The sequence below is a fragment of the Pseudomonas sp. GW823-FHT04A03 genome (assembly GCF_058796615.1).
Map to the genome: position 1 here is coordinate 716,539 of NZ_JBXAIV010000002.1, position 19,318 is coordinate 735,856.

At 58.7% G+C, this 19,318-nt stretch carries 17 protein-coding genes and 3 tRNA genes; 3 read left to right on the forward strand and 17 right to left on the reverse strand.

Translation table 11 applies throughout. The features are described 5' to 3' along the window. Nucleotides 1-137 precede the first annotated feature (137 nt). The 3 genes from ampE to AC1Q9F_RS09230 all read right to left on the reverse strand — a co-directional run bounded on the left by ampE (nucleotide 138) and on the right by AC1Q9F_RS09230 (nucleotide 3,782). The gene (ampE, locus tag AC1Q9F_RS09220; RefSeq protein ID WP_492619504.1) at nucleotides 138-971 is read right to left on the reverse strand and encodes a regulatory signaling modulator protein AmpE; all 834 of its coding nucleotides are present in this window, start codon (nucleotides 969-971) and stop codon (nucleotides 138-140) included. Next, a complete protein-coding gene (ampD, locus tag AC1Q9F_RS09225) occupies nucleotides 968-1,528 on the reverse strand; it encodes a 1,6-anhydro-N-acetylmuramyl-L-alanine amidase AmpD (RefSeq protein WP_492619503.1) in 561 nt (186 codons plus the stop codon). The genes ampE and ampD overlap by 4 nt, the downstream gene beginning before the upstream one ends. A 64-nt stretch (nucleotides 1,529-1,592) precedes the next feature. Then, nucleotides 1,593-3,782 (reverse strand): DUF1631 domain-containing protein, encoded by a 2,190-nt coding sequence (locus AC1Q9F_RS09230; protein WP_492619502.1) that lies wholly within the window; start codon nucleotides 3,780-3,782, stop codon nucleotides 1,593-1,595. 255 nt (nucleotides 3,783-4,037) lie between these two features. Here AC1Q9F_RS09230 and nadC point away from each other — a divergent pair, with 255 nt between their 5' ends. Further along, a complete protein-coding gene (gene nadC / locus AC1Q9F_RS09235) occupies nucleotides 4,038-4,886 on the forward strand; it encodes a carboxylating nicotinate-nucleotide diphosphorylase (protein WP_007953729.1) in 849 nt (282 codons plus the stop codon). A gap of 51 nt (nucleotides 4,887-4,937) precedes the next feature. Here the strand turns inward: nadC and AC1Q9F_RS09240 are convergent, their stop codons facing one another. Next, nucleotides 4,938-5,237, reverse strand: a complete 300-nt coding sequence (locus tag AC1Q9F_RS09240) for a DUF6388 family protein (protein WP_492619501.1) — start codon at nucleotides 5,235-5,237, stop codon at nucleotides 4,938-4,940. Nucleotides 5,238-5,513: 276 nt separating this feature from the next. Here AC1Q9F_RS09240 and AC1Q9F_RS09245 point away from each other — a divergent pair, with 276 nt between their 5' ends. Together AC1Q9F_RS09245 and AC1Q9F_RS09250 are read left to right on the forward strand one after the other, a co-directional pair. Further along, entirely contained in the window at nucleotides 5,514-6,017 is a 504-nt protein-coding gene (locus tag AC1Q9F_RS09245; protein ID WP_207985004.1) for a hypothetical protein, read from the forward strand. 340 nt (nucleotides 6,018-6,357) lie between these two features. Beyond that, a complete protein-coding gene (locus AC1Q9F_RS09250; RefSeq protein ID WP_492619500.1) occupies nucleotides 6,358-7,245 on the forward strand; it encodes a formyltransferase family protein in 888 nt (295 codons plus the stop codon). 156 nt (nucleotides 7,246-7,401) lie between these two features. Here the strand turns inward: AC1Q9F_RS09250 and AC1Q9F_RS09255 are convergent. The 13 genes from AC1Q9F_RS09255 to glmM form a co-directional block, all read right to left on the reverse strand. Beyond that, nucleotides 7,402-7,477 (reverse strand) — tRNA-Thr (locus AC1Q9F_RS09255). Between the two features lie 129 nt (nucleotides 7,478-7,606). Next, on the reverse strand, nucleotides 7,607-9,712 hold the full coding sequence (gene pnp / locus AC1Q9F_RS09260) for a polyribonucleotide nucleotidyltransferase (RefSeq protein ID WP_007953735.1): 2,106 nt from the start codon (nucleotides 9,710-9,712) through the stop codon (nucleotides 7,607-7,609). Nucleotides 9,713-9,906: 194 nt separating this feature from the next. Then, nucleotides 9,907-10,176 carry a 30S ribosomal protein S15 gene (gene rpsO, locus AC1Q9F_RS09265; protein WP_011332409.1) on the reverse strand — a complete coding sequence of 90 codons (270 nt, stop codon included), beginning with the start codon at nucleotides 10,174-10,176 and terminating at the stop codon, nucleotides 9,907-9,909. A gap of 141 nt (nucleotides 10,177-10,317) precedes the next feature. Then, the gene (truB, locus tag AC1Q9F_RS09270) at nucleotides 10,318-11,235 is read right to left on the reverse strand and encodes a tRNA pseudouridine(55) synthase TruB (protein ID WP_007953739.1); all 918 of its coding nucleotides are present in this window, start codon (nucleotides 11,233-11,235) and stop codon (nucleotides 10,318-10,320) included. 4 nt (nucleotides 11,236-11,239) lie between these two features. Then, a complete protein-coding gene (rbfA, locus tag AC1Q9F_RS09275; RefSeq protein ID WP_007953741.1) occupies nucleotides 11,240-11,641 on the reverse strand; it encodes a 30S ribosome-binding factor RbfA in 402 nt (133 codons plus the stop codon). A 159-nt stretch (nucleotides 11,642-11,800) separates the two neighbouring features. Next, nucleotides 11,801-14,320: a translation initiation factor IF-2 gene (infB, locus tag AC1Q9F_RS09280; protein WP_207985001.1), complete on the reverse strand. Its 2,520-nt coding sequence runs from the start codon at nucleotides 14,318-14,320 to the stop codon at nucleotides 11,801-11,803. A 27-nt stretch (nucleotides 14,321-14,347) separates the two neighbouring features. Continuing rightward, on the reverse strand, nucleotides 14,348-15,829 hold the full coding sequence (gene nusA / locus AC1Q9F_RS09285) for a transcription termination factor NusA (RefSeq protein ID WP_003221546.1): 1,482 nt from the start codon (nucleotides 15,827-15,829) through the stop codon (nucleotides 14,348-14,350). Nucleotides 15,830-15,876: 47 nt separating this feature from the next. Next, nucleotides 15,877-16,335 (reverse strand): ribosome maturation factor RimP, encoded by a 459-nt coding sequence (gene rimP, locus AC1Q9F_RS09290; protein WP_039769696.1) that lies wholly within the window; start codon nucleotides 16,333-16,335, stop codon nucleotides 15,877-15,879. A gap of 138 nt (nucleotides 16,336-16,473) precedes the next feature. After that, nucleotides 16,474-16,550, reverse strand: a tRNA-Met gene (locus AC1Q9F_RS09295). Between the two features lie 97 nt (nucleotides 16,551-16,647). Further along, nucleotides 16,648-16,733, reverse strand: a tRNA-Leu gene (locus AC1Q9F_RS09300). A gap of 22 nt (nucleotides 16,734-16,755) precedes the next feature. Then, complete coding sequence (secG, locus tag AC1Q9F_RS09305; protein ID WP_011332406.1) at nucleotides 16,756-17,139, reverse strand: preprotein translocase subunit SecG; 384 nt, start codon at nucleotides 17,137-17,139, stop codon at nucleotides 16,756-16,758. Between the two features lie 4 nt (nucleotides 17,140-17,143). Continuing rightward, entirely contained in the window at nucleotides 17,144-17,899 is a 756-nt protein-coding gene (gene tpiA / locus AC1Q9F_RS09310) for a triose-phosphate isomerase (protein ID WP_492619499.1), read from the reverse strand. 65 nt (nucleotides 17,900-17,964) lie between these two features. Further along, on the reverse strand, nucleotides 17,965-19,302 hold the full coding sequence (gene glmM / locus AC1Q9F_RS09315) for a phosphoglucosamine mutase (RefSeq protein WP_492619498.1): 1,338 nt from the start codon (nucleotides 19,300-19,302) through the stop codon (nucleotides 17,965-17,967). Between the last annotated feature and the right edge of the window lie 16 nt (nucleotides 19,303-19,318).

Here is a 19,318-nt window from a genome sequence, read left to right on the forward strand (position 1 = left end):
TTTCTTGTTTTTATTGGCAGGCGCGGGGCGACAGCAGATAGCCACTATCGGGCGCCATCTCTGTATAGCTCAAATCGAAGGGAGGTTTTGTAACTTAAGGTTAACGAGGGGGACTACCCCCTCGTCACGGGAAAGGCCTACGCGAGTACCGTCCACAGGGCAAAGCCGGCATACCACAGCACCGCCGCCCGCAGCAGCAGTTCCCACAGGCAGTCGAGGGTGTTGATGCCTTCGGGGCCGACAGCGGCCGGCGGAATTTCCCCGGCAGCCAGCCCGACCTTGTCGATCAGTTGGGCGGCGCTGATGTTCCAGTTCAGCAGCTCGTGCAGCATCACCCGGCTGACAGCGACGAAGTTGCCGACCAGAGCAAGACTCGCCGCCAGCAGGCGTACCGGCACCCAGTCGAAGGCGTGGCGCAGTTGCCCGGCCCGTTCGGCCACCGCCGGGTTCTGGGCGTTATCTTCCGCCAGCGCCAGCAGGCGATAGCTCAGCGCCGCGACGGGGCCGAGCAAGAAATACCAGAAAATCACCGCAAAGAAACTCTGGTAGGCCTGCCACAACAGATGCCGTTGCACTTGCTCCAGCAATTGTTCGCCGCTTTCGGCGCAGATGTTCAGGTCGCGTTTGGCGACATGGGCGGCGGCCTGCAGGTCCTCACGGCGCCAGGCGTCGCGAAACGGCCCGAGTTCGCCGAGCAGATCGCCACGCCCCAGGCTGTAAATCACCACCAGTAAATGCACCGGCAACGCCAGCAGACCGTAGGCCACCGGGTCCAGCACCACCAGCAGCAATCCCAGCAGCGCCACCGGCAACAGCACCAGGACGGTCAGCACCAGCCACGGCTGTTTGGCCAGCCCGCCGGTTTCCAGCTTGTGCAGTTCGCGGATCCATCCGCCATCGCGTTGAACCCGTTGGCGCAGGGCCGAGAACTTCTCGATCCATACCGCCAGCAGTAACACCAGAAAACTCATTGTCCTTCCTCTTGTGCCAGGGCGGCGCGGTAGCGTGCCCAGTCGAATGCGGGTCCGGGGTCGGTCTTGCGTCCGGGGGCGATATCGCTGTGCCCGCAGATGCGCTCGACGGTGATCGCCGGGAACGCCGCTTGTATCTGCCGGGTCAACGCAGTCAGCGCCCGGTACTGCGCATCGGTGAACGGCAGATCATCGGTGCCTTCCAGCTCGATGCCCAGCGAAAAATCGTTACAGGTTTCCCGTCCCTCGAACACCGAAACACCGGCATGCCAGGCCCGCTCAAGACAGGAGACAAACTGGGTGACCTTGCCGTCACGTTCGATCAGAAAATGCGCAGACACGCGCAGGTCGGCGATCCCGGCAAAGTAGGGATGTTCCGTGACATCCAGACGATTCTGGAAAAATTCCTGCACCTTGCCGGTGGCGAACTGCGCCGGTGGCAGGCTGATGTTGTGGATGACCAACAGGGAGACTTCGCCCGCCGGGCGTTCATTGAAGTTGGGCGAAGGGCAGACCTGCACCCCGTGACACCACCCGCTTGCGGGATCCAACTGCATACCGATTCCTTCAACGCCGACTGTGTTGGCGACCAGTATGCCGTGATCGGCCCCCGGCGCGCGATCACTTGCCGCGATTGAGCCGCCGCAGATTGCCGAGCACCGACTCCAGCGCCCGGTCGAACAGCAAGGTGTCGTCCAGCGCCCGCACCGCACCGCGACGAAACGCCAGGGCCAGTTCAGTGCGTTCGCGCTCCAGCACTTTCATCCCGGTGCGGTCGACGAACACGTACTTGTTGGTGGCCTCGATGATCGCAGCCAGTTTGCAGCGCAGGGTGTGTTCTTCGTCTTCCTCGAACGCCACCCAACTGCCCAGGCGCAACTGATCGACCTGGCGCAAACCTGCATCGTCGGCCGGCAAACGCGCCGGCGTTCGTGGCTGGAGGCCGTCGTCGGCCATCTGCAAGACAATCGCCTGCGACACCTCGATCATTTCCGGCAGTGCGGTCTGATCCGGCTCGCTGGACGGTTCGAGCAGGCGCACATGCAGCGCTTCAAGTTCACTGAAGAAGCCGCTGGTGGCAAACGGATCGAAGGCCGAACTGCTCAGGCCGTCGCGCAATGACTTGAGTAACCCCGGCACCAGCGCCAGCAGGCGCAGGCCGGCTTCGGCGTCGTCGTGGCGCTGCACGCTCCAGATCAATTGCTCCATGGTCTGCACGTCGGCCTGCCATTCGGCGGACTGATCGCCGTGCTTGAGGCAGGTCAGCAGCAGCACCTTGCTCCAGGCCTCCTGCACGAACGTCACCACCGACGGTGGCAGGACTTTGCCCAGCAAGGCCTGATTCAGCGCCTGCTCGACACGTTGGCGGGCCAGTTCGGTTTTCGCCCGGCCCTCTTCGGCATCGCGCAATCGCTGTTCAAGCAATTCGCTGCGACGGCGCTCGTCACTGGTGAACGCAAGGAAGTCTGCCAGCAACTCGGAAAAAATCGCCGGGTCATCGACGAAATCCGTCAGCAGGCGCTGCACCACTTGCTCGATGCGCAGGTACAGACTGTCGCGCGCATTGCCGTCGCACTCGCCCCAACCCATCGCCGCTTCGGCAATTTCGTTGAGCAGGCGACGCGCCGGGTGACTGCTGCGGCTGAAGAAGCTTTTGTCGATCACCGCGACCTTCAACATCGGGATCTGCAACCGGGCGATCAGCGCCTTGAGCGAGTCCGGCAGGTTGCGATCATCGAGGATGCAGTCGAAGACCATGGCCACCAGATTGATTACGTCCTCGTCAGCCCCGCCGACGATTCGTGATTTGCCGCTGCGCACGCTGACCCGGGTCAGCAACTGTTCAAGCTGATGACGTAGATCGAAGTCGTCCTGCACCGCCAGCGCCGGCACGTATTGCTGCAGGTGCGAAAGCAGGCGCAGCAAGTCGCGGGTGGAAATCGGCTGCGCCGGGGCGCTGGGTTCAAGGGTCGGCGCAACAGTGCCGCGCACGTGCAGCAGCAGCTCCTGCAACGCGGCGAAGACCTCTTGCACACCCGCATCGGTCTGGGTTTTGTCGACGCCCTCGAATTCGCTCTGCACGCTGGCCACGGCCTGATCGATGGCACGACGGGCCGGTGCCGGCTTGAGCTCAGGCAACACGCCCGTGGCGATCAGCAGTTGATTGGCTTCGGCGTAGAGTTGATCGGTATCGGCCAGCACATAGCGCTCGAACAGTTTGAGCAGGATCAGTTTGACCTTGATCTCCACCCCCAGATTGCGCCCGGCCTGCAGGAAGTATTCGCAAAGCATCGCCGGGCCCAGCGGGTTGTATTGATCGTCCAGGGTCTTGCCCAACAACGCATTGAATCGCGCAGTCAGCTGGTCGAGGGCGAACCCGTCGCGATTCAGCACGCGGCCGACCATGGTCTCGACCGCGACGTTGCGCTCCATGTCGTCGGTGCGCGCGGTAGTGTCCTCATTCTGCAAAGCATGAGAGAGGACGGTGGGGACGGGATCGAATTGAGTGAGGCCGACAAAGGCTTCGAAGAATTGCTCGAGAAAACCGCGCTCAATGTTCTTGCGCTTGAGGCGCAGGTCGCGCATGGCTTCGAAAAAGATGTTCTGCTCGACGTCGTTACGCGCCCGGTCGGCCATTTCGAACAAGGTGTCGTCGGCGTTATCGAACAGCTCCTGCAAACCATTGCGCAGGCGCTGGGCAGCCTTGTCGCGAACCTGAAGCAGAATCACAGGCAGGCGGGCGAGCGGCGAGTGAGTCGCCTGATCGGTAGTGGCCTTGTGCAAAGGCACTACATTCCCGTCGTTGTGCATCCAAGCCTCCTGAAACGGTGAATTGCCGACGTCAAAGTCATGGCGTCAAATGCAAGGCGGATTATCTTGCAAAAGATGTCCCCGGCGCCAGAGCCGTCAGGGTTTCCCCTATGCGCCGACACCTTGCAGTGACCACGACAGAATCGGGTTTGCTCAAAGAAAATCGACCGGATGCAGCGCTGCGTGGCTGTTCTCGCCTTGGGTTGGCCGACGCCATGCCCCTATAATCGGGCCACTTAGTTTGTGGAGCCCGTTATGCCGAATCTACGTCTCGCCGATTTGACCGCCGAAATCGAAGCCAACGTGCGCCGTGCGTTGCTCGAAGACATCGGCAGCGGCGACATCACCGCGCAACTGATCCCGGCCGAACGCCTGGCCAAAGCCACCATCATCACCCGCGACGCCGCCGTCATCAGTGGCACGGCCTGGGTGGATGCGGTGTTCCGCCAGCTCGATCCACGGGTGGCGGTGCACTGGCAGGTGCGCGATGGCGAACGGGTTTCGCCGAATCAGCCGCTGTTTCATCTGGAAGGCCCCGCCCGCTCGTTGCTGACCGGTGAACGCAGCGCGCTGAACTTCCTGCAGTTGCTGTCGGGTGTGGCGACCCGCGCGCAGTACCTGGCGGACTTCGTTGCCGAGACGTCGGTGAAACTGCTCGATACCCGCAAGACCCTGCCGGGCCTGCGTCTGGCGCAGAAATACGCGGTCACCTGCGGTGGCTGCCATAACCATCGCATCGGCCTGTACGACGCGTTCCTGATCAAGGAAAACCACATCGCTGCCAGCGGTGGCATTCCGCAGGCCATTGCCGCTGCGCACAAGATCGCCCCAGGCAAACCGGTGGAAATCGAAGTGGAAAGTCTGGAGGAGCTGAAAGAAGCGCTGGCCGCCGGTGCCGACATCATCATGCTCGACGAGCTGAGCCTCGATGACATGCGCGAAGCCGTGCGCCTGAACGGCGGCAAGGCAAAACTGGAAGCCAGTGGCGGCATCAACGAAAGCACGCTGCTGCCGATCGCACAGACCGGGGTGGATTACATCTCGATCGGCGCAATGACCAAGGACGTGAAGGCCGTGGACCTGTCGATGCGCCTGAGCATCTGAGTCGGCCACGCAATAAAAAACGCCAGCCCTTTCGAGGCTGGCGTTTCTGTTTCAGACCACCAGATTGTTCATCTCGCAGTATTCATCCCACTCGACGCCCAACACTTCGGCCGCTTCCTTGTGCAGTTCCAGGCGCTTGGCCTCGAACTCTTCAGGGGTGCTGGTGTACTTGAGCGTCAGTTCCCAAGGTTGCAGGCCCTGGGCTTCGGCTTCGTCTTCGAACGCCCACTGGATCTGGTCTTTCTGCTCATCGGGACTGAGATCCTTGATCTCGTCCATCAACTCCGACGCATCAAGTTTGTACTTCTCCAGCGCTTGTTCGTGGCGTTGCTCTTGAGTTAACTCGGTCATGGCGTTCTCGCTGATCATAAGAATGGAAGATGGATGTGGATCATCAAGGATCTCTCTGACGCGGATTGTCCGGCCTTCGGAACCATTCGGGATCATCTGAAAACTGCTGGGCGATGCTCATGCAGACAACGAATATAGGACGTTTGGCGAACGAATTACACGGGACTTTACATCTCTCTCACAAAAAGTTGACCCGCGGAACATAAAACGTATTCCTGAGTCATAGCGATGTGCCACTTCGGCACTCACCTTCGCTGTTCACAAGGAAACCCAGTGATGCGCAGCCTTTCGAAGATTTCTTCTGTTGTATCCGCCACCGCTTTGACCGCCCTGTTGGTCACCCTGGCCCTGCCGGCCAGCGCAATGGCAGTTGAACTGAGTAGCAGCAGCCCTTCTTATGGCGACCAGATATCCGCCATTCACAACGATTTCGGCAAAGACGTCGTGATCAAGAGCGGCATAGGTGTCGAGGAACTGAAAAAGATGCGTGACACCGTCAACGAGCAGTCGCGTCAGATCGAAGAATTCAAGCGCAGCAGCGGTTCCAGCTCGAGTTCCAGCGGCAGGGAAATCGAAGATCTGAAGAACAAGGTCAAGGAGCAGGATCGCCAGCTCGATACGCTCGGCCGCCAGGTCGAAGACCTCAAGCGCAACAGCGGTTCCAGCTCCAGCTCGAGCAACAGCGAAATCTCCAGCCTTAAGCAGAAGCTCAACGATCAGGATCGCGCAATGGATCAGCTCAAACGCACTGTCGAGGAGTTGAGCCGCAAGGTGAAATAAGGGGAAGTGGTGCCCGAGATACGAACCGCATCAAAGCCAATACGCCTGTGTTTGCCGGGCCTTACCGAATCTGACCAAAACTGCTGTGCCGGCCAGTGTACTTTTTTATACTGGCTGGCCCTTTTCCAGGTGGCGGAACAGCCTTCCATCCATGTGGCATGATGCGCGGTATTGCTGTCAACGTGGAACACCGATGAAGACCACATTCAAAAAGGGGGGAGTCTTCCCCCGCCTGTTCGGTGCAGCTCCTGGCCGAAGTGCACGGCGTGCTGCTGGTCGTCGGCGAAGAGCATCACAAGAAAAGCAACACCCTCAAATAATCAATTGCGAGTAAATGCACGTGAACGCATCGAATCCGTTGACCCTATTCGTAATGACCGAAAAAGGGCTGACTTTTACCGAGCAGGCCGTTTCTCAATTCAAAGACATAATTGAGCATGTCGTGATCGGCCAGGACAGTTCGGTACAGAACGATTATGCAAAGGAAATTGCAGCCGTTTGCGAATCGGCCGGGGTCAGATTCAGCTATCGGAAAGACTTCACCGGTATCACCAGCGAATACGCGATGGCCATTTCCTGGCGCTGGCTTATCCACCACCCGGCAGAGAAGCTGATTGTTTTCCACGATTCGCTGCTGCCGAAGTATCGCGGCTTCGCGCCGCTGGTCAATGCGCTGATCAATGGTGAAAGTCTGGTTGGCGTATCGGCCATTTTCGGCGCCAGCGAATACGATCGTGGGGATGTGATTCACCAGACCTCGGTGACTATCCGTTACCCGATCACAATCGCCGAAGCAATTACCGCTGTTGGTGGCTGCTACCTGCAGTCGGGAATGGCCGTCCTGAAAACCTTGGCCAGTGGTGAACCCCTTCTATCCAAGGCTCAGGATCACAGCGAGGCGACCTACAGCCTGTGGCGCGATGATGAGGATTATAAAATTGACTGGAGCCAGTCGGCGGAGAAAATCCGGCGCATGATTGATGCCGTAGGACACCCGTATAAAGGTGCCTTCTGCCGGGTTGACGGTGTTCCAGCGCGCATCCTTGCGGCGGAAGACCTTGATGACGTGCAGATCGAGAATCGAACCGCTGGGAAGGTGATATTCGTAGAGGAAGGGTTGCCGGTGGTTGTGTGTGGCACCGGCCTGTTGCGAGTAACCCACTGCGTCCACGATGAAAGCGGCGACACGCTGCTGCCGCTTGCAAAGTTCCGCGTGCGGTTCAATTGACAGGTGATGGTGGTGCATCGACGTCGATAACGTCAGAGAAAGCCCGTTCAGTGCGAAGCGCCGCAGACTCTGTGGCGCAACCGTGGCTGCAAATGTGTACGGAAAAAACCTCGACGCAAGCGTGAGAAACTCACCGGAAGGCGGTGAAAGCAGATGTGGTGCCCGAGACAGGAATCGAACCTGCGACCTTCGCGTTACGAGTGCGCTGCTCTACCGGCTGAGCTACACGGGCGGTGGGCTAAACCTAGCACTGGTCTTGCAGGTCGGCAACTTCACCGAATGACTCGATATTTCACGGACAAAAAAATGCCCCGCCGTTTTCACGGCGGGGCATTTTTATTGCGCTAAAGCGACGGGGTGATTAAACGCCCGAAGCCTTGGCCGCTGCCACGTCTTTGATGGACAGCTTGATACGGCCGCGGTTGTCCACGTCCAGTACCAGCACTTCCACTTCCTGGCCTTCTTTCAGGATGTCGGTCACTTTCTCTACGCGAGCGTCGCTCAGCATCGAGATGTGAACCAGGCCGTCCTTGCCTGGCAGGATGTTGACGAATGCGCCGAAGTCGACGATGCGCTCAACCTTGCCGACGTAGATCTTGCCGATCTCGGCTTCCGCGGTGATGCCCAGAACGCGCTGACGTGCTGCTTCAGCCGCTTCCTTGGTTTCGCCGAAGATCTTGATCGAACCGTCGTCTTCGATGTCGATCGAAGCCTTGGTCTCTTCGCAGATCGCACGGATGGTCGCGCCACCTTTACCGATAACGTCACGGATCTTGTCAGTATCGATCTTCATCGCGATCATGGTCGGAGCGTTGGCCGACAGTTCGGTACGCGACTGGCCGATGATCTGGTTCATCTGACCGAGGATGTTCAGGCGCGCTTCCAGGGCTTGGCCCAGAGCGATTTCCATGATCTCTTCGGTGATGCCCTTGATCTTGATGTCCATCTGTAGCGCGGTGACGCCTTTGGCGGTACCGGCTACTTTGAAGTCCATGTCGCCCAGGTGGTCTTCGTCACCCAGGATGTCGGTCAGAACAGCGAATTTCTCGCCTTCTTTAACCAGACCCATGGCGATACCGGCAACCGGTGCTTTCATCGGAACACCAGCGTCCATCAGGGCCAGGGAAGCGCCGCAAACGGAAGCCATCGAGCTCGAACCGTTGGATTCGGTGATTTCCGAAACCACACGGATGGTGTACGGGAACACGTCTGCAGCAGGCAACATGGCCGAAACCGAACGACGGGCCAGACGGCCGTGACCGATTTCGCGACGACCGGCGCCACCCATGCGACCACACTCGCCCACCGAGAACGGAGGGAAGTTGTAGTGCAGCATGAACGGGTCTTTTTTCTCGCCTTCCAGAGTGTCCAGCAGTTGTGCGTCACGGGCGGTGCCCAGCGTCGCGACGACCAGAGCCTGGGTTTCGCCACGGGTGAACAGTGCCGAACCGTGGGTCTTCGGCAGAACGCCGACTTCGATGTTCAGCGGACGCACGGTGCGGGTGTCGCGACCGTCGATACGTGGCTTGCCGTTTACGATGTTTTCGCGAACGGTGCGGTATTCGATTTCGCCGAAAGCAGCTTTGACGTCGGAAGCCGAAGGCTGGCCTTCTTCACCGGACAGCTTGGCTACAACCTGGTCACGCAACTCGCCCAGACGCGCATAACGGTCGGCCTTGATGGTGATGGTGTAAGCCTGGGAGATCGCTTCGCCGAACTCGGAACGGATAGCAGCCAGCAGCTCGGTGGCTTCTGGAGCAGGTGCCCAGGTCCAGGTTGGCTTGGCCGCTTCGGCAGCCAGTTCTTTAACGGCGTTGATTACGACCTGGAACTCGTCGTGAGCAAACAGTACCGCGCCCAGCATCTGGTCTTCGGTCAGCTCTTTGGCTTCCGATTCAACCATCAGCACGGCGTCCGAAGTACCGGCAACAACCATGTCCAGGCTCGAAGCAGCTTGCTGCTCGTAGGTCGGGTTCAGCAGGTAGCCGGTGCTTTCGTGGAAGGCAACGCGAGCGGCGCCGATCGGGCCGTCAAACGGAATACCGGAGATCGCCAGGGCAGCCGAGGTACCGATCATCGCAGCGATGTCCGGATCGGTCTTCTTGCTGGTGGAAACGACGGTGCAGACAACCTGCACTTCGTTCATGAAACCTTCCGGGAACAGCGGACGGATCGGACGGTCGATCAGTCGGGAAGTCAGGGTTTCTTTCTCGGAAGGACGGCCTTCACGCTTGAAGAAACCGCCAGGGATCTTACCGGCAGCGTAAGTCTTTTCCTGGTAGTGAACGGACAGAGGGAAGAAGCCCTTGCCCGGATCGGCTTGCTTGGCACCGACTACGGTCACCAATACGCTGACGTCGTCGTCAACGGTGACCAATACTGCGCCGGAGGCCTGACGGGCGATACGGCCAGTCTCGAGGGTAACGGTCGACTGACCGAACTGGAATTTTTTGATTACCGGGTTCACGGTGTCCTACCTTCTTTGTGGCTCTTGGGGGAACTGGTTTCTTGCGAAATTCTTGGGCAATGCCGGGAATCGGCCCGACGTCTGTCCGGGGTAAAACGTGTATCCAGATAAAACTTGAGGCTGGGAGCCTGCCATGCGCCAGCGGGAATCCCACTGACGCACGACAGACAACCAACCTCTAGCGCAATCGCTGATTAGCGACGCAGACCCAGGCGAGCGATCAGAGCGCTGTAACGGCTCACGTCCTTGCCTTTCAGGTAGTCCAGCAGCTTGCGACGCTGGTTTACCATGCGGATCAGACCACGACGGGAGTGGTGGTCTTTACCGTTGGCCTTGAAGTGACCTTGCAGTTTGTTGATGTTGGCGGTCAGCAGTGCAACTTGCACTTCTGGCGAACCAGTGTCACCAACAGCTTGCTGGTAGTCGGCAACGATTTGAGCTTTTTCTTGAACGTCGAGAGCCATGAGGCAATCCTTTTATCAGGAAACTGTTTCAAAAACAGTTTCAACAGGCCAGGGACAAATCCCTGTATCTATAAATGAGTAGTGACCGTGCCTGTTGACAGCCACACTCGCCGGCCTGCTGTTACACAGACCGGTTTCCGGTCATTCTGACCGAATCAGTCGACGCGGCGCGATGCGCCCGTCTTCGCTCACTTCACCGATACCGATGAAGCGACCGTTGTGATCCTGTACCCGCACCATGCCGAACTTCGGAGCATCCGGGGCACGTACCGGCTGGCCGTTGAGCCAGTAGAACGCGCTCGCTTCCGAGAACTGCAGCAACGGCCAATCCTGCAGGCCGCTGTCCGATGGCATCAGGAAGCGGTCGACCGCTTCGTTGCCGCCTTCGGCATGTACCGCTTCCAGCTCTTCGAGGGTCACGGTCTGCGCCAGGGTGAAAGGCCCGGCCTGGGTACGACGCAATTCAGCGACGTACGCGCCACAACCGAGTTGCTCACCGATATCCTCCACCAGGGTGCGAATATAGGTGCCCTTGCTGCAATCCACCGCAAGACGCGCAGTATCGCCTTCGAAGGCCAGCAATTCCAAGCGCGCAATAGTAACAGAACGCGGTTCGCGCTCCACTACTTCACCTGCACGGGCCAACTTGTACAGCGGCTGGCCATCACGCTTGAGAGCGGAGTACATCGGCGGTATCTGACTGATTTGCCCGCGAAATTTCGGCAGAACCGCTTCAATGTCGGCCTGACCAACGGTCACCGGACGCTCCTGCAAAACCTCACCTTCGGCGTCTGCCGTGGTGGTGGTCTTGCCCAGTTGCGCCAGGGTTTCGTAACCCTTGTCGGAATCGAGCAGGTACTGCGAAAACTTGGTCGCCTCGCCAAAGCAAAGCGGCAGAACGCCGGTGGCCAAGGGATCGAGACTGCCGGTGTGACCGGCCTTCTCGGCGTTGAGCAACCAGCGAACCTTCTGCAACGCGGCGTTGGAGGTAAACCCCAGCGGCTTGTCGAGCAGGATGATGCCGCTGACGTTACGGCGGATACGTTTGACCTGAGCCACCGAGTTACTCCTTGGTGTCTTCGGGTTCTGCCGCAGCCACGTGCTGATTGTCCTCAGCCACGGCGCGCTCGATCAGGGCCGACAGGTGCGCACCACGTACGACGCTTTCGTCGTAGTGGAAGTGCAATTGCGGCACGCTGCGCAGCTTCATTTCGCGGGCCAGCTGCATACGCAGGAAACCGGCGGCTGCGTTGAGCACCTTGATGCTTTGCGCGATGTCTTCGGCGTTGTCCTGCCCCATCACGGTGATGAAGATCTTCGCGTGACCGACGTCACGGCTGACTTCCACAGCGGTAATGGTGACCAGGCCGACGCGCGGGTCTTTGACTTCACGACGGATCAGCTGGGCCAGCTCACGCTGCATCTGATCGCCGATACGTTGGGTACGGCTGTATTCTTTTGCCATGATTTGTTACCTGTTACTGCCCCGCGGTGAAACCCGCAAGGTCTGAAAGCGGCAAACGCCCGGCCTGACAAAAGCCAGACCGGGCGTTGCGTTTAGAGTCCTGACGCCGTGCCGCGCACTTGCATGCGGCAGCCCGACGTGGCCCTTGAAGTGCGCGAGTCAGAGGCTGCGAGCAACCTGAACCTTCTCGAAGACTTCGATCTTGTCGCCGACTTTGACGTCGTTGTAGCTCTTCACGCCGATACCGCATTCCATGCCGGCACGTACTTCGGAAGCGTCATCCTTGAAGCGGCGCAGGGATTCCAGCTCGCCTTCGAAGATCACGATGTCTTCACGCAGTACACGGATCGGACGGTTACGGTGAACAGTACCCTCGATCACCATGCAGCCGGCGATCGCGCCGAACTTAGGCGAACGGAATACGTCACGGACTTCGGCCACACCGAGGATGTTCTCGCGAACGTCGCTGCCAAGCATACCGGTCAGGGCTTTCTTGACGTCTTCGATGATGTCGTAGATCACGTTGTAGTAACGCATGTCCAGACCTTCCTGCTCGACGATCTTCCGTGCGCCGGCATCGGCACGCACGTTGAAGCCGAACAGTACAGCGTTGGAAGCCAGTGCCAGGTTGGCATCGGATTCGGTGATACCACCGACGCCGCCACCGACCACGCGCACTTGCACTTCGTCGTTGCCCAGGCCATTCAAAGCGCCCTGCAAGGCTTCCAGCGAACCACGGACGTCGGATTTGAGGACGATGTTGAGCGTCTTCTTCTCTTCCTGACCCATGCTTTCGAAGATGTTTTCCAGCTTGCCGGCGTGAGCGCGAGCCAGTTTGACTTCGCGGAACTTGCCTTGACGGAACAGAGCCACTTCACGGGCTTTCTTCTCGTCGGCAACCACGCTCATCTCGTCGCCAGCGTCAGGCGTACCGTCCAGGCCGAGGATCTCGACCGGAATGGCCGGGCCCGCTTCCTTGATCGGCTTGCCGTTCTCGTCGAGCATGGCGCGCACGCGGCCATAGTTCGAGCCGACCAGCACCATGTCGCCTTGACGCAGCGTACCGTCCTGAACCAGAACAGTCGCTACCGGGCCACGCCCCTTGTCGAGGCGCGATTCAACCACAACACCACGGCCAGGAGCCGAAGGAGTGGCGGTCAGTTCGAGAACTTCAGCCTGCAGCAATACGGCTTCAAGCAGTTCGTCGACGCCGGTACCCATCTTCGCGGAAACCGGAACGAATGGAGTGTCGCCACCCCAATCTTCGGAGGTCACGCCGTGGGCCGACAGTTCGCTACGGATGCGATCGAGATCAGCGCCCGGCTTGTCGATCTTGTTCACCGCAACCACCAGCGGAACGCCAGCAGCGACAGCGTGCTGAACGGCTTCGATGGTTTGTGGCATCACGCCGTCGTCCGCCGCAACCACCAGGATCACGATGTCGGTCGCCTTGGCACCACGGGCACGCATGGCGGTAAACGCGGCGTGACCAGGGGTGTCGAGGAAGGTGACCATGCCGCGTTCAGTTTCAACGTGGTATGCACCGATGTGCTGGGTGATACCGCCGGCTTCGCCAGCAGCTACCTTGGCTCGACGGATGTAGTCGAGCAGCGAGGTCTTACCGTGGTCAACGTGACCCATTACGGTCACAACCGGCGCACGAGGAACCGCTTCACCTTCAAACTTCAGGGACTCGGCCAAGGAATCTTCCAGAGCGGTATCGCTGACCAGGGTCACTTTGTGGCCCAGTTCTTCGGCTACCAGTTGAGCAGTTTCCTGATCAAGCACCTGGTTGATGGTCGCTGGAGTACCCAGTTTGAACATGAACTTGATGATTTCAGCAGCCTTCACCGACATCTGCTGAGCGAGATCGCCAACAGTGATGGTTTCGCCGATCTTCACTTCACGCACGACAGGGCCGGTCGGGCTCTGGAAACCGTGGGCGTTGCGTTTTTTCAGCTTGGCCTTGCCGCGACCGCCGCGACGGAAGCCATCGCTTTCTTCGTCGGTAGTGCGAGGCGCCACACGTGGAGCCGGAGCCTTTTCCTTGACCGATGCGCGATGCGGAGCGTTTTTGCGCTCGCCATCACCACCGCCACGACGGTTGTTGTCGTCGGCACGTGGTTTGTCCGGACGGCGCTGTTCGTCACGCTTGCGAGTGTCGGCAGCTGGCGCAGCAGCCACAACCGGCGCGGCTTCGCGCACAGGTTCGGCCACTGGCGCAGGTGCAGCGACGGCTTCGGCAGGCGCGGACGGCGCAGCAGCAGGCTGGCGACGCGCTTCTTCTTCGGCGCGAACGCGGGCTTCTTCTTCAGCCTTCTGACGGGCAGCATTTTCTACTGCGCGACGCTCATCCAGTTCACGCTTGCGCTCGGCTTCGATTTCTTCCGGGCTACGCTGTACGAAAACTTTCTTCTTGCGGACTTCAACGCTGATGCTTTTGCTGCCAGCCACACGCAGGGTGCTGGTGGTTTTACGCTGCAGCGTGATCTTGCGTGGTTCTTCCACTTTCGCCTTGTGGCTGCTTTTCAAGTGGGTCAGCAGGGATTGCTTCTCACTGTCAGTCACATTTTCTTCGGCGGCGGTGTGCGGCAGACCTGCCTCACGCATCTGCTGCAACAGGCGCTCTACCGGTGTTTTGACCTCATCGGCCAGTTGTTTCACCGTGACTTGCGTCATGCACTTCTCTCCTCAGGCCGCGCCTAATTACTCGAACCAGTGGGCTCGGGCGGCCATGATCAACTTGCCGGCACGATCATCGTCAATGCCGTCGATGTCGAGCAGGTCGTCAATAGACTGCTCGGCCAGGTCTTCGCGGGTAATTACGCCGCGCACCGCCAGTTCCATCGCCAAATCCTTGTCCATACCCTCAAGCGAGAGCAGGTCTTCGGCCGGATGGGCGTCTGCCAGCTTTTCCTCAGTAGCGATGGCTTTGGTCAACAAGCGATCCTTGGCACGAGCGCGAAGCTCGTTGACGATGTCTTCGTCAAAGCCGTCGATGTTGAGCATTTCTTCCAACGGTACGTAGGCAATCTCTTCCAGGCTGGTGAAGCCTTCGTCTACCAGCACCTGAGCCAGTTCTTCGTCGACTTCCAGCTCGTCGATGAAGTTGCGCAGGATGTCGCCGGTTTCCGCTTGTTGCTTAGCCTGGATGTCCGATTCGGTCATCACGTTCAGGGTCCAGCCAGTCAGCTGGCTCGCCAGACGCACGTTCTGACCACCACGACCGATGGCCTGAGCCAGATTGTCTGCGCCAACGGCGATGTCCATGGCATGGGCATCTTCGTCAACGATGATGGCCGCCACTTCTGCCGGCGACATGGCATTGATCACGAACTGGGCCGGGTTGTCGTCCCACAGGACGATGTCGACACGCTCGCCACCCAACTCGCCCGACACGGCCTGGACACGCGAACCGCGCATACCGATGCACGCGCCTTGCGGGTCGATGCGTTTGTCCTTGGAGCGGACAGCGATCTTGGCACGCGAACCCGGATCACGGGATGCGGCCATGACTTCGATCAGGCCTTCAGCGATTTCCGGCACTTCGATACGGAACAGCTCGATCAGCATTTCCGGCGCGGTACGCGACAGGATCAGCTGAGGTCCGCGGTTCTCGGTGCGGATTTCCTTGAGCAGCGCACGCAGACGCACGCCAACACGGAAGGTTTCGCGAGAGATGATGTCTTCACGGGCCAGCAACGCTTCAGCGTTATTACCCAGGTCGACGATCACGTTGTCGCGGGTCACTTTCTTCACGGTGCCGGAGATGATTTCTCCCAGGCGCTCGCGATAAGCGTCAACCACTTGAGCGCGCTCGGCTTCGCGCACTTTCTGCACGATGACCTGCTTGGCGGTCTGCGCAGCGATGCGCCCGAACTCGATGGACTCGATCTTTTCTTCAACGACGTCGCCAACCTTGGCGCCAGGGTGCGTTTCAGCAACCTTGCTCGGCCAGGTTTCGATGGCCGGATCATCGAGATCATTCTCTTCGACGACCGTCCAGCGACGGAAAGTTTCGTAAGAACCGGTGTGGCGGTTGATTTCCACACGCAGATCAACTTCGTCTTCAAAACGCTTTTTGGTAGCAGTGGCCAGAGCCAGCTCCAGCGCTTCAAAAATTACGCTTGCCGGTACACCCTTTTCATTGGATACCGACTCAACAACCAGCAGTACTTCTTTGCTCATCGTACGCCTCGCCTTTCGCAAGCCATTGGATCCGCGGGATCCGCGTCTCAGTCAAAACTGGGAATAATGTTGGCCTTGTCGATCATATCGATCGGCAACAGGAACTCATGGTCATCTACCTGCACCACGACGTCCTGCTCTTCTACACCGCGCAGAAGGCCCTGAAAGTTGCGTCGACCTTCAAAAGGCGAGCGCAGCTTGATCTTCACTTGTTCACCGACATATTTGGCAAACTGCTCAAGAGTGAACAGTGGGCGTTCCATGCCTGGCGAGGAAACTTCAAGGGTGTATTCAACGGAGATCGGATCTTCAACATCCAGCACACCGCTGATCTGACGGCTGACGATGGCGCAATCGTCCACCAGTACGCCGCCTTCCTTATCGATATAAACGCGCAACATTGAGTGGCGACCTTGAGCCGAAAACTCAATACCCCAGCATTCATAGCCTAGGGCCACGACCACCGGGGCCAGCAAGGCCTGCAACTCTTCTAGCTTGCTCGACACCTGAACCCCCTCGTGCATGTATGTGCATGCTATGCAAAATAAAAAAATGGGCGAAACGCCCATCCTTGAAACGCCGTCGAACAGCGGCGTTGAAAGTGTCCAGCTAACAAAAAGCCCCTTAAAAGGGGCTCCTTAAACTGGTTGCGGGGGCCGGATTTGAACCGACGACCTTCGGGTTATGAGCCCGACGAGCTACCAGACTGCTCCACCCCGCGACAAAGCTGGGGCGGAAGTATACGACCGATCCCTTATAGGGTCAATGTAACCTTCCACCTGCAAGAAAGCCCGCAACAGCGGGCTCTCCTGACTAATTGGTACCGAGAAGGGGACTCGAACCCCTACACCCTATGGGCACAACCACCTCAAGGTTGCGTGTCTACCAATTCCACCACCTCGGCAATACTACGTTTGAAACCCTTCTTACTTCTGCTCTTGAGCTGGAGGTACGTCAGTCGCTGGAGTAGCCGACTTTTGCTCTTGAAGCACCGGGACATCATCAGAAGCCGGTTGTTGCTTTGGAACTTCCAACACTGCCGGGTTTGGCAAACCTGCTTGAGTCAGCTGATGAGCCTTCTCTTTAGCAAAGTATCCTAACCCCAAGCTGGTTATGAAGAAACCGGCGGCAAGTATAGCAGTAAACTTACTAAGAAAGGTAGAGGAACCTTGGCTTCCGAACACAGTATTTGAAGCACCTGCTCCGAAAGACGCGCCAGCATCCGCACCTTTACCCTGCTGCAGCAAAACCAGAGCAACTACGCCCAATGCACCCAGCAGATGAAAAACGACTACGACTGTTTCCAGCATTTTTTCAGTTTCCCGCGGCGCGACAAATCGCACCGAACTCATCTGCATTCAGGGAAGCTCCACCAATGAGCCCCCCATCGATATCCGGCATGCCGAACAGTTCGACCGCATTGGCCGCCTTCAAGCTGCCGCCGTATAGAAGCCGCACACCTCGTGCCACTTCAGAATTCTCTGCCGCCAACTGCTCGCGAATGGCTTTATGCACATCCTGAGCCTGCTGCGGCGTTGCAGTCAGCCCGGTACCGATCGCCCAGACCGGCTCGTAAGCGATCACTGCGTTGGCAAAAGCACCTACACCCAGCTCCTCGATGATACTGCCCAGCTGACGCCCGACAACCTCAAGAGTTTTTCCGGCTTCACGCTGCTCCAGGGTCTCCCCTATACACAACACCGGAATCAAGCCACATGCCTGTGCCGCTGCGAACTTGCGATTCAGCATTCCGTCTCGCTCGCCCATGATCTGACGGCGTTCGGAGTGCCCGACAAGCACCAGGGAACAACCTGCATCCACCAACTGACTCGGCGCAATCTCGCCCGTCAACGCACCTTGCATGGATTCCACCGCAGAATTCTGCGCACCGACCGAAATCGATTTGCCTTTCAAGCCATCAATCACTTGATTGATATACAAGCAAGGCGGGAATACCGCGACATCAACACCGCTCGGCAAGGCCAGATGACGAAGGCCGTTGATCAGCTCAGCGACGCTGGCGCGGGTACCGTGCATCTTCCAGTTACCAGCTACCATAGGGCGACGCATGCTGTACCTCGTCGGTCAAAGTGGGCGCAGATGTTACCCAACACAATCATGGCTGGCAAGCCGAATCAGGCAGAAACTTCAGTTACCAGTTTTGCCAGTTCTTCGGCATAGCCACGAACCTGGGTTTCGTCCTCGCCTTCGACCATCACACGCACCAGAGGCTCTGTCCCGGACTTGCGCAAAAGCACACGACCACGCCCGGCCATTGCCTGGGTTACGCGCGCACTCGCCTCCTTGACAGCCGCATTCTCCAGCGGGCTATCACCCCCACCGAAGCGCACGTTGATCAACACTTGCGGACACTTGCGCAACGCCTGACGAGCCTGAGCAAGCCCTTCGTTACGAGCTTTCAGCGCCATCAACACCTGCAAAGCCGCGATGATCGCATCACCTGTGGTGGTGTGATTGAAGCACACGATATGCCCCGAGTTCTCCCCACCGACCAGCCAGTTTCGCTCCAGCAGTTCAGCGATCACATACCGGTCACCAACATTGGCACGGACAAAAGGAATACCCAAATCTGCGAGCGCAAGCTCAAGCCCGAGATTACTCATCAAGGTACCGACCACACCACCTTGCAGCTTGCCGCGCTCATGCAGATCGCGCGCAATGATGTACAGCAGTTCGTCGCCATCGACAATCGCACCAGTGTGATCGACCATCAGCACCCGGTCACCATCGCCATCGAAGGCGATACCCAGATCTGCATGCTCGGACATCACTGCCGCCTGCAACTGCCCCATATGCGTGGAGCCACAGTTGTCATTGATGTTCAGACCGTTAGGCTGAGCCGACAGAACGACGACCTCGGCACCCAGCTCACGGAAAACACTCGGCGCAACCTTATAGGTAGCACCGTGTGCGCAGTCGATGACAATTTTCAGGCCGGAGAAACTGGTGCCGGTCGGCACAGAGCTCTTGCAGAACTCGATATAACGACCGGATGCGTCATTGATTCGCGACACCTTGCCGATCTTGCTCGATTCGACAACGGTCATCGGCGTATCGAGCAACTCTTCGATCATCAGCTCCAGGTCATCGGGCAGCTTGGTGCCCTTGCCGGAGAAAAACTTGATGCCGTTATCGTCATGCGGATTGTGCGACGCACTGATCACGATTCCGGCCTCGGCCTGGAACGTACGCGACAGGTAGGCGATGGCCGGAGTAGGCATCGGGCCGAGCAGCATCACATCGGCGCCCGCGGATGTCAGGCCTGCCTCAAGCGCCGATTCGAACATGTAACCGGAAATTCGCGTGTCCTTGCCGACCAGCACCTTGCAGGCACCCATCTTGCGAAAGGCCATGCCGGCAGCCCAGCCGAGCTTGAGCATGAAGTCCGGAGTGATCGGGTATTCCCCGACACGACCACGAATGCCGTCGGTACCAAAATATTTCTTGCTCATAAGTGCTCCATCTTTC

Coding starts and splice junctions, on each gene's coding strand:
- ampE (WP_492619504.1), bottom strand. CDS start 971: ATGAGTTTTCTGGTGTTACTGCTGGCGGTATGGATCGAGAAGTTCTCG.
- ampD (WP_492619503.1), bottom strand. CDS start 1,528: ATGCAGTTGGATCCCGCAAGCGGGTGGTGTCACGGGGTGCAGGTCTGC.
- AC1Q9F_RS09230 (WP_492619502.1), bottom strand. CDS start 3,782: ATGCACAACGACGGGAATGTAGTGCCTTTGCACAAGGCCACTACCGAT.
- nadC (WP_007953729.1), top strand. CDS start 4,038: ATGCCGAATCTACGTCTCGCCGATTTGACCGCCGAAATCGAAGCCAAC.
- AC1Q9F_RS09240 (WP_492619501.1), bottom strand. CDS start 5,237: ATGACCGAGTTAACTCAAGAGCAACGCCACGAACAAGCGCTGGAGAAG.
- AC1Q9F_RS09245 (WP_207985004.1), top strand. CDS start 5,514: ATGCGCAGCCTTTCGAAGATTTCTTCTGTTGTATCCGCCACCGCTTTG.
- rpsO (WP_011332409.1), bottom strand. CDS start 10,176: ATGGCTCTCGACGTTCAAGAAAAAGCTCAAATCGTTGCCGACTACCAG.
- rbfA (WP_007953741.1), bottom strand. CDS start 11,641: ATGGCAAAAGAATACAGCCGTACCCAACGTATCGGCGATCAGATGCAG.
- infB (WP_207985001.1), bottom strand. CDS start 14,320: ATGACGCAAGTCACGGTGAAACAACTGGCCGATGAGGTCAAAACACCG.
- nusA (WP_003221546.1), bottom strand. CDS start 15,829: ATGAGCAAAGAAGTACTGCTGGTTGTTGAGTCGGTATCCAATGAAAAG.
- secG (WP_011332406.1), bottom strand. CDS start 17,139: ATGCTGGAAACAGTCGTAGTCGTTTTTCATCTGCTGGGTGCATTGGGC.
- tpiA (WP_492619499.1), bottom strand. CDS start 17,899: ATGCGTCGCCCTATGGTAGCTGGTAACTGGAAGATGCACGGTACCCGC.
- glmM (WP_492619498.1), bottom strand. CDS start 19,302: ATGAGCAAGAAATATTTTGGTACCGACGGCATTCGTGGTCGTGTCGGG.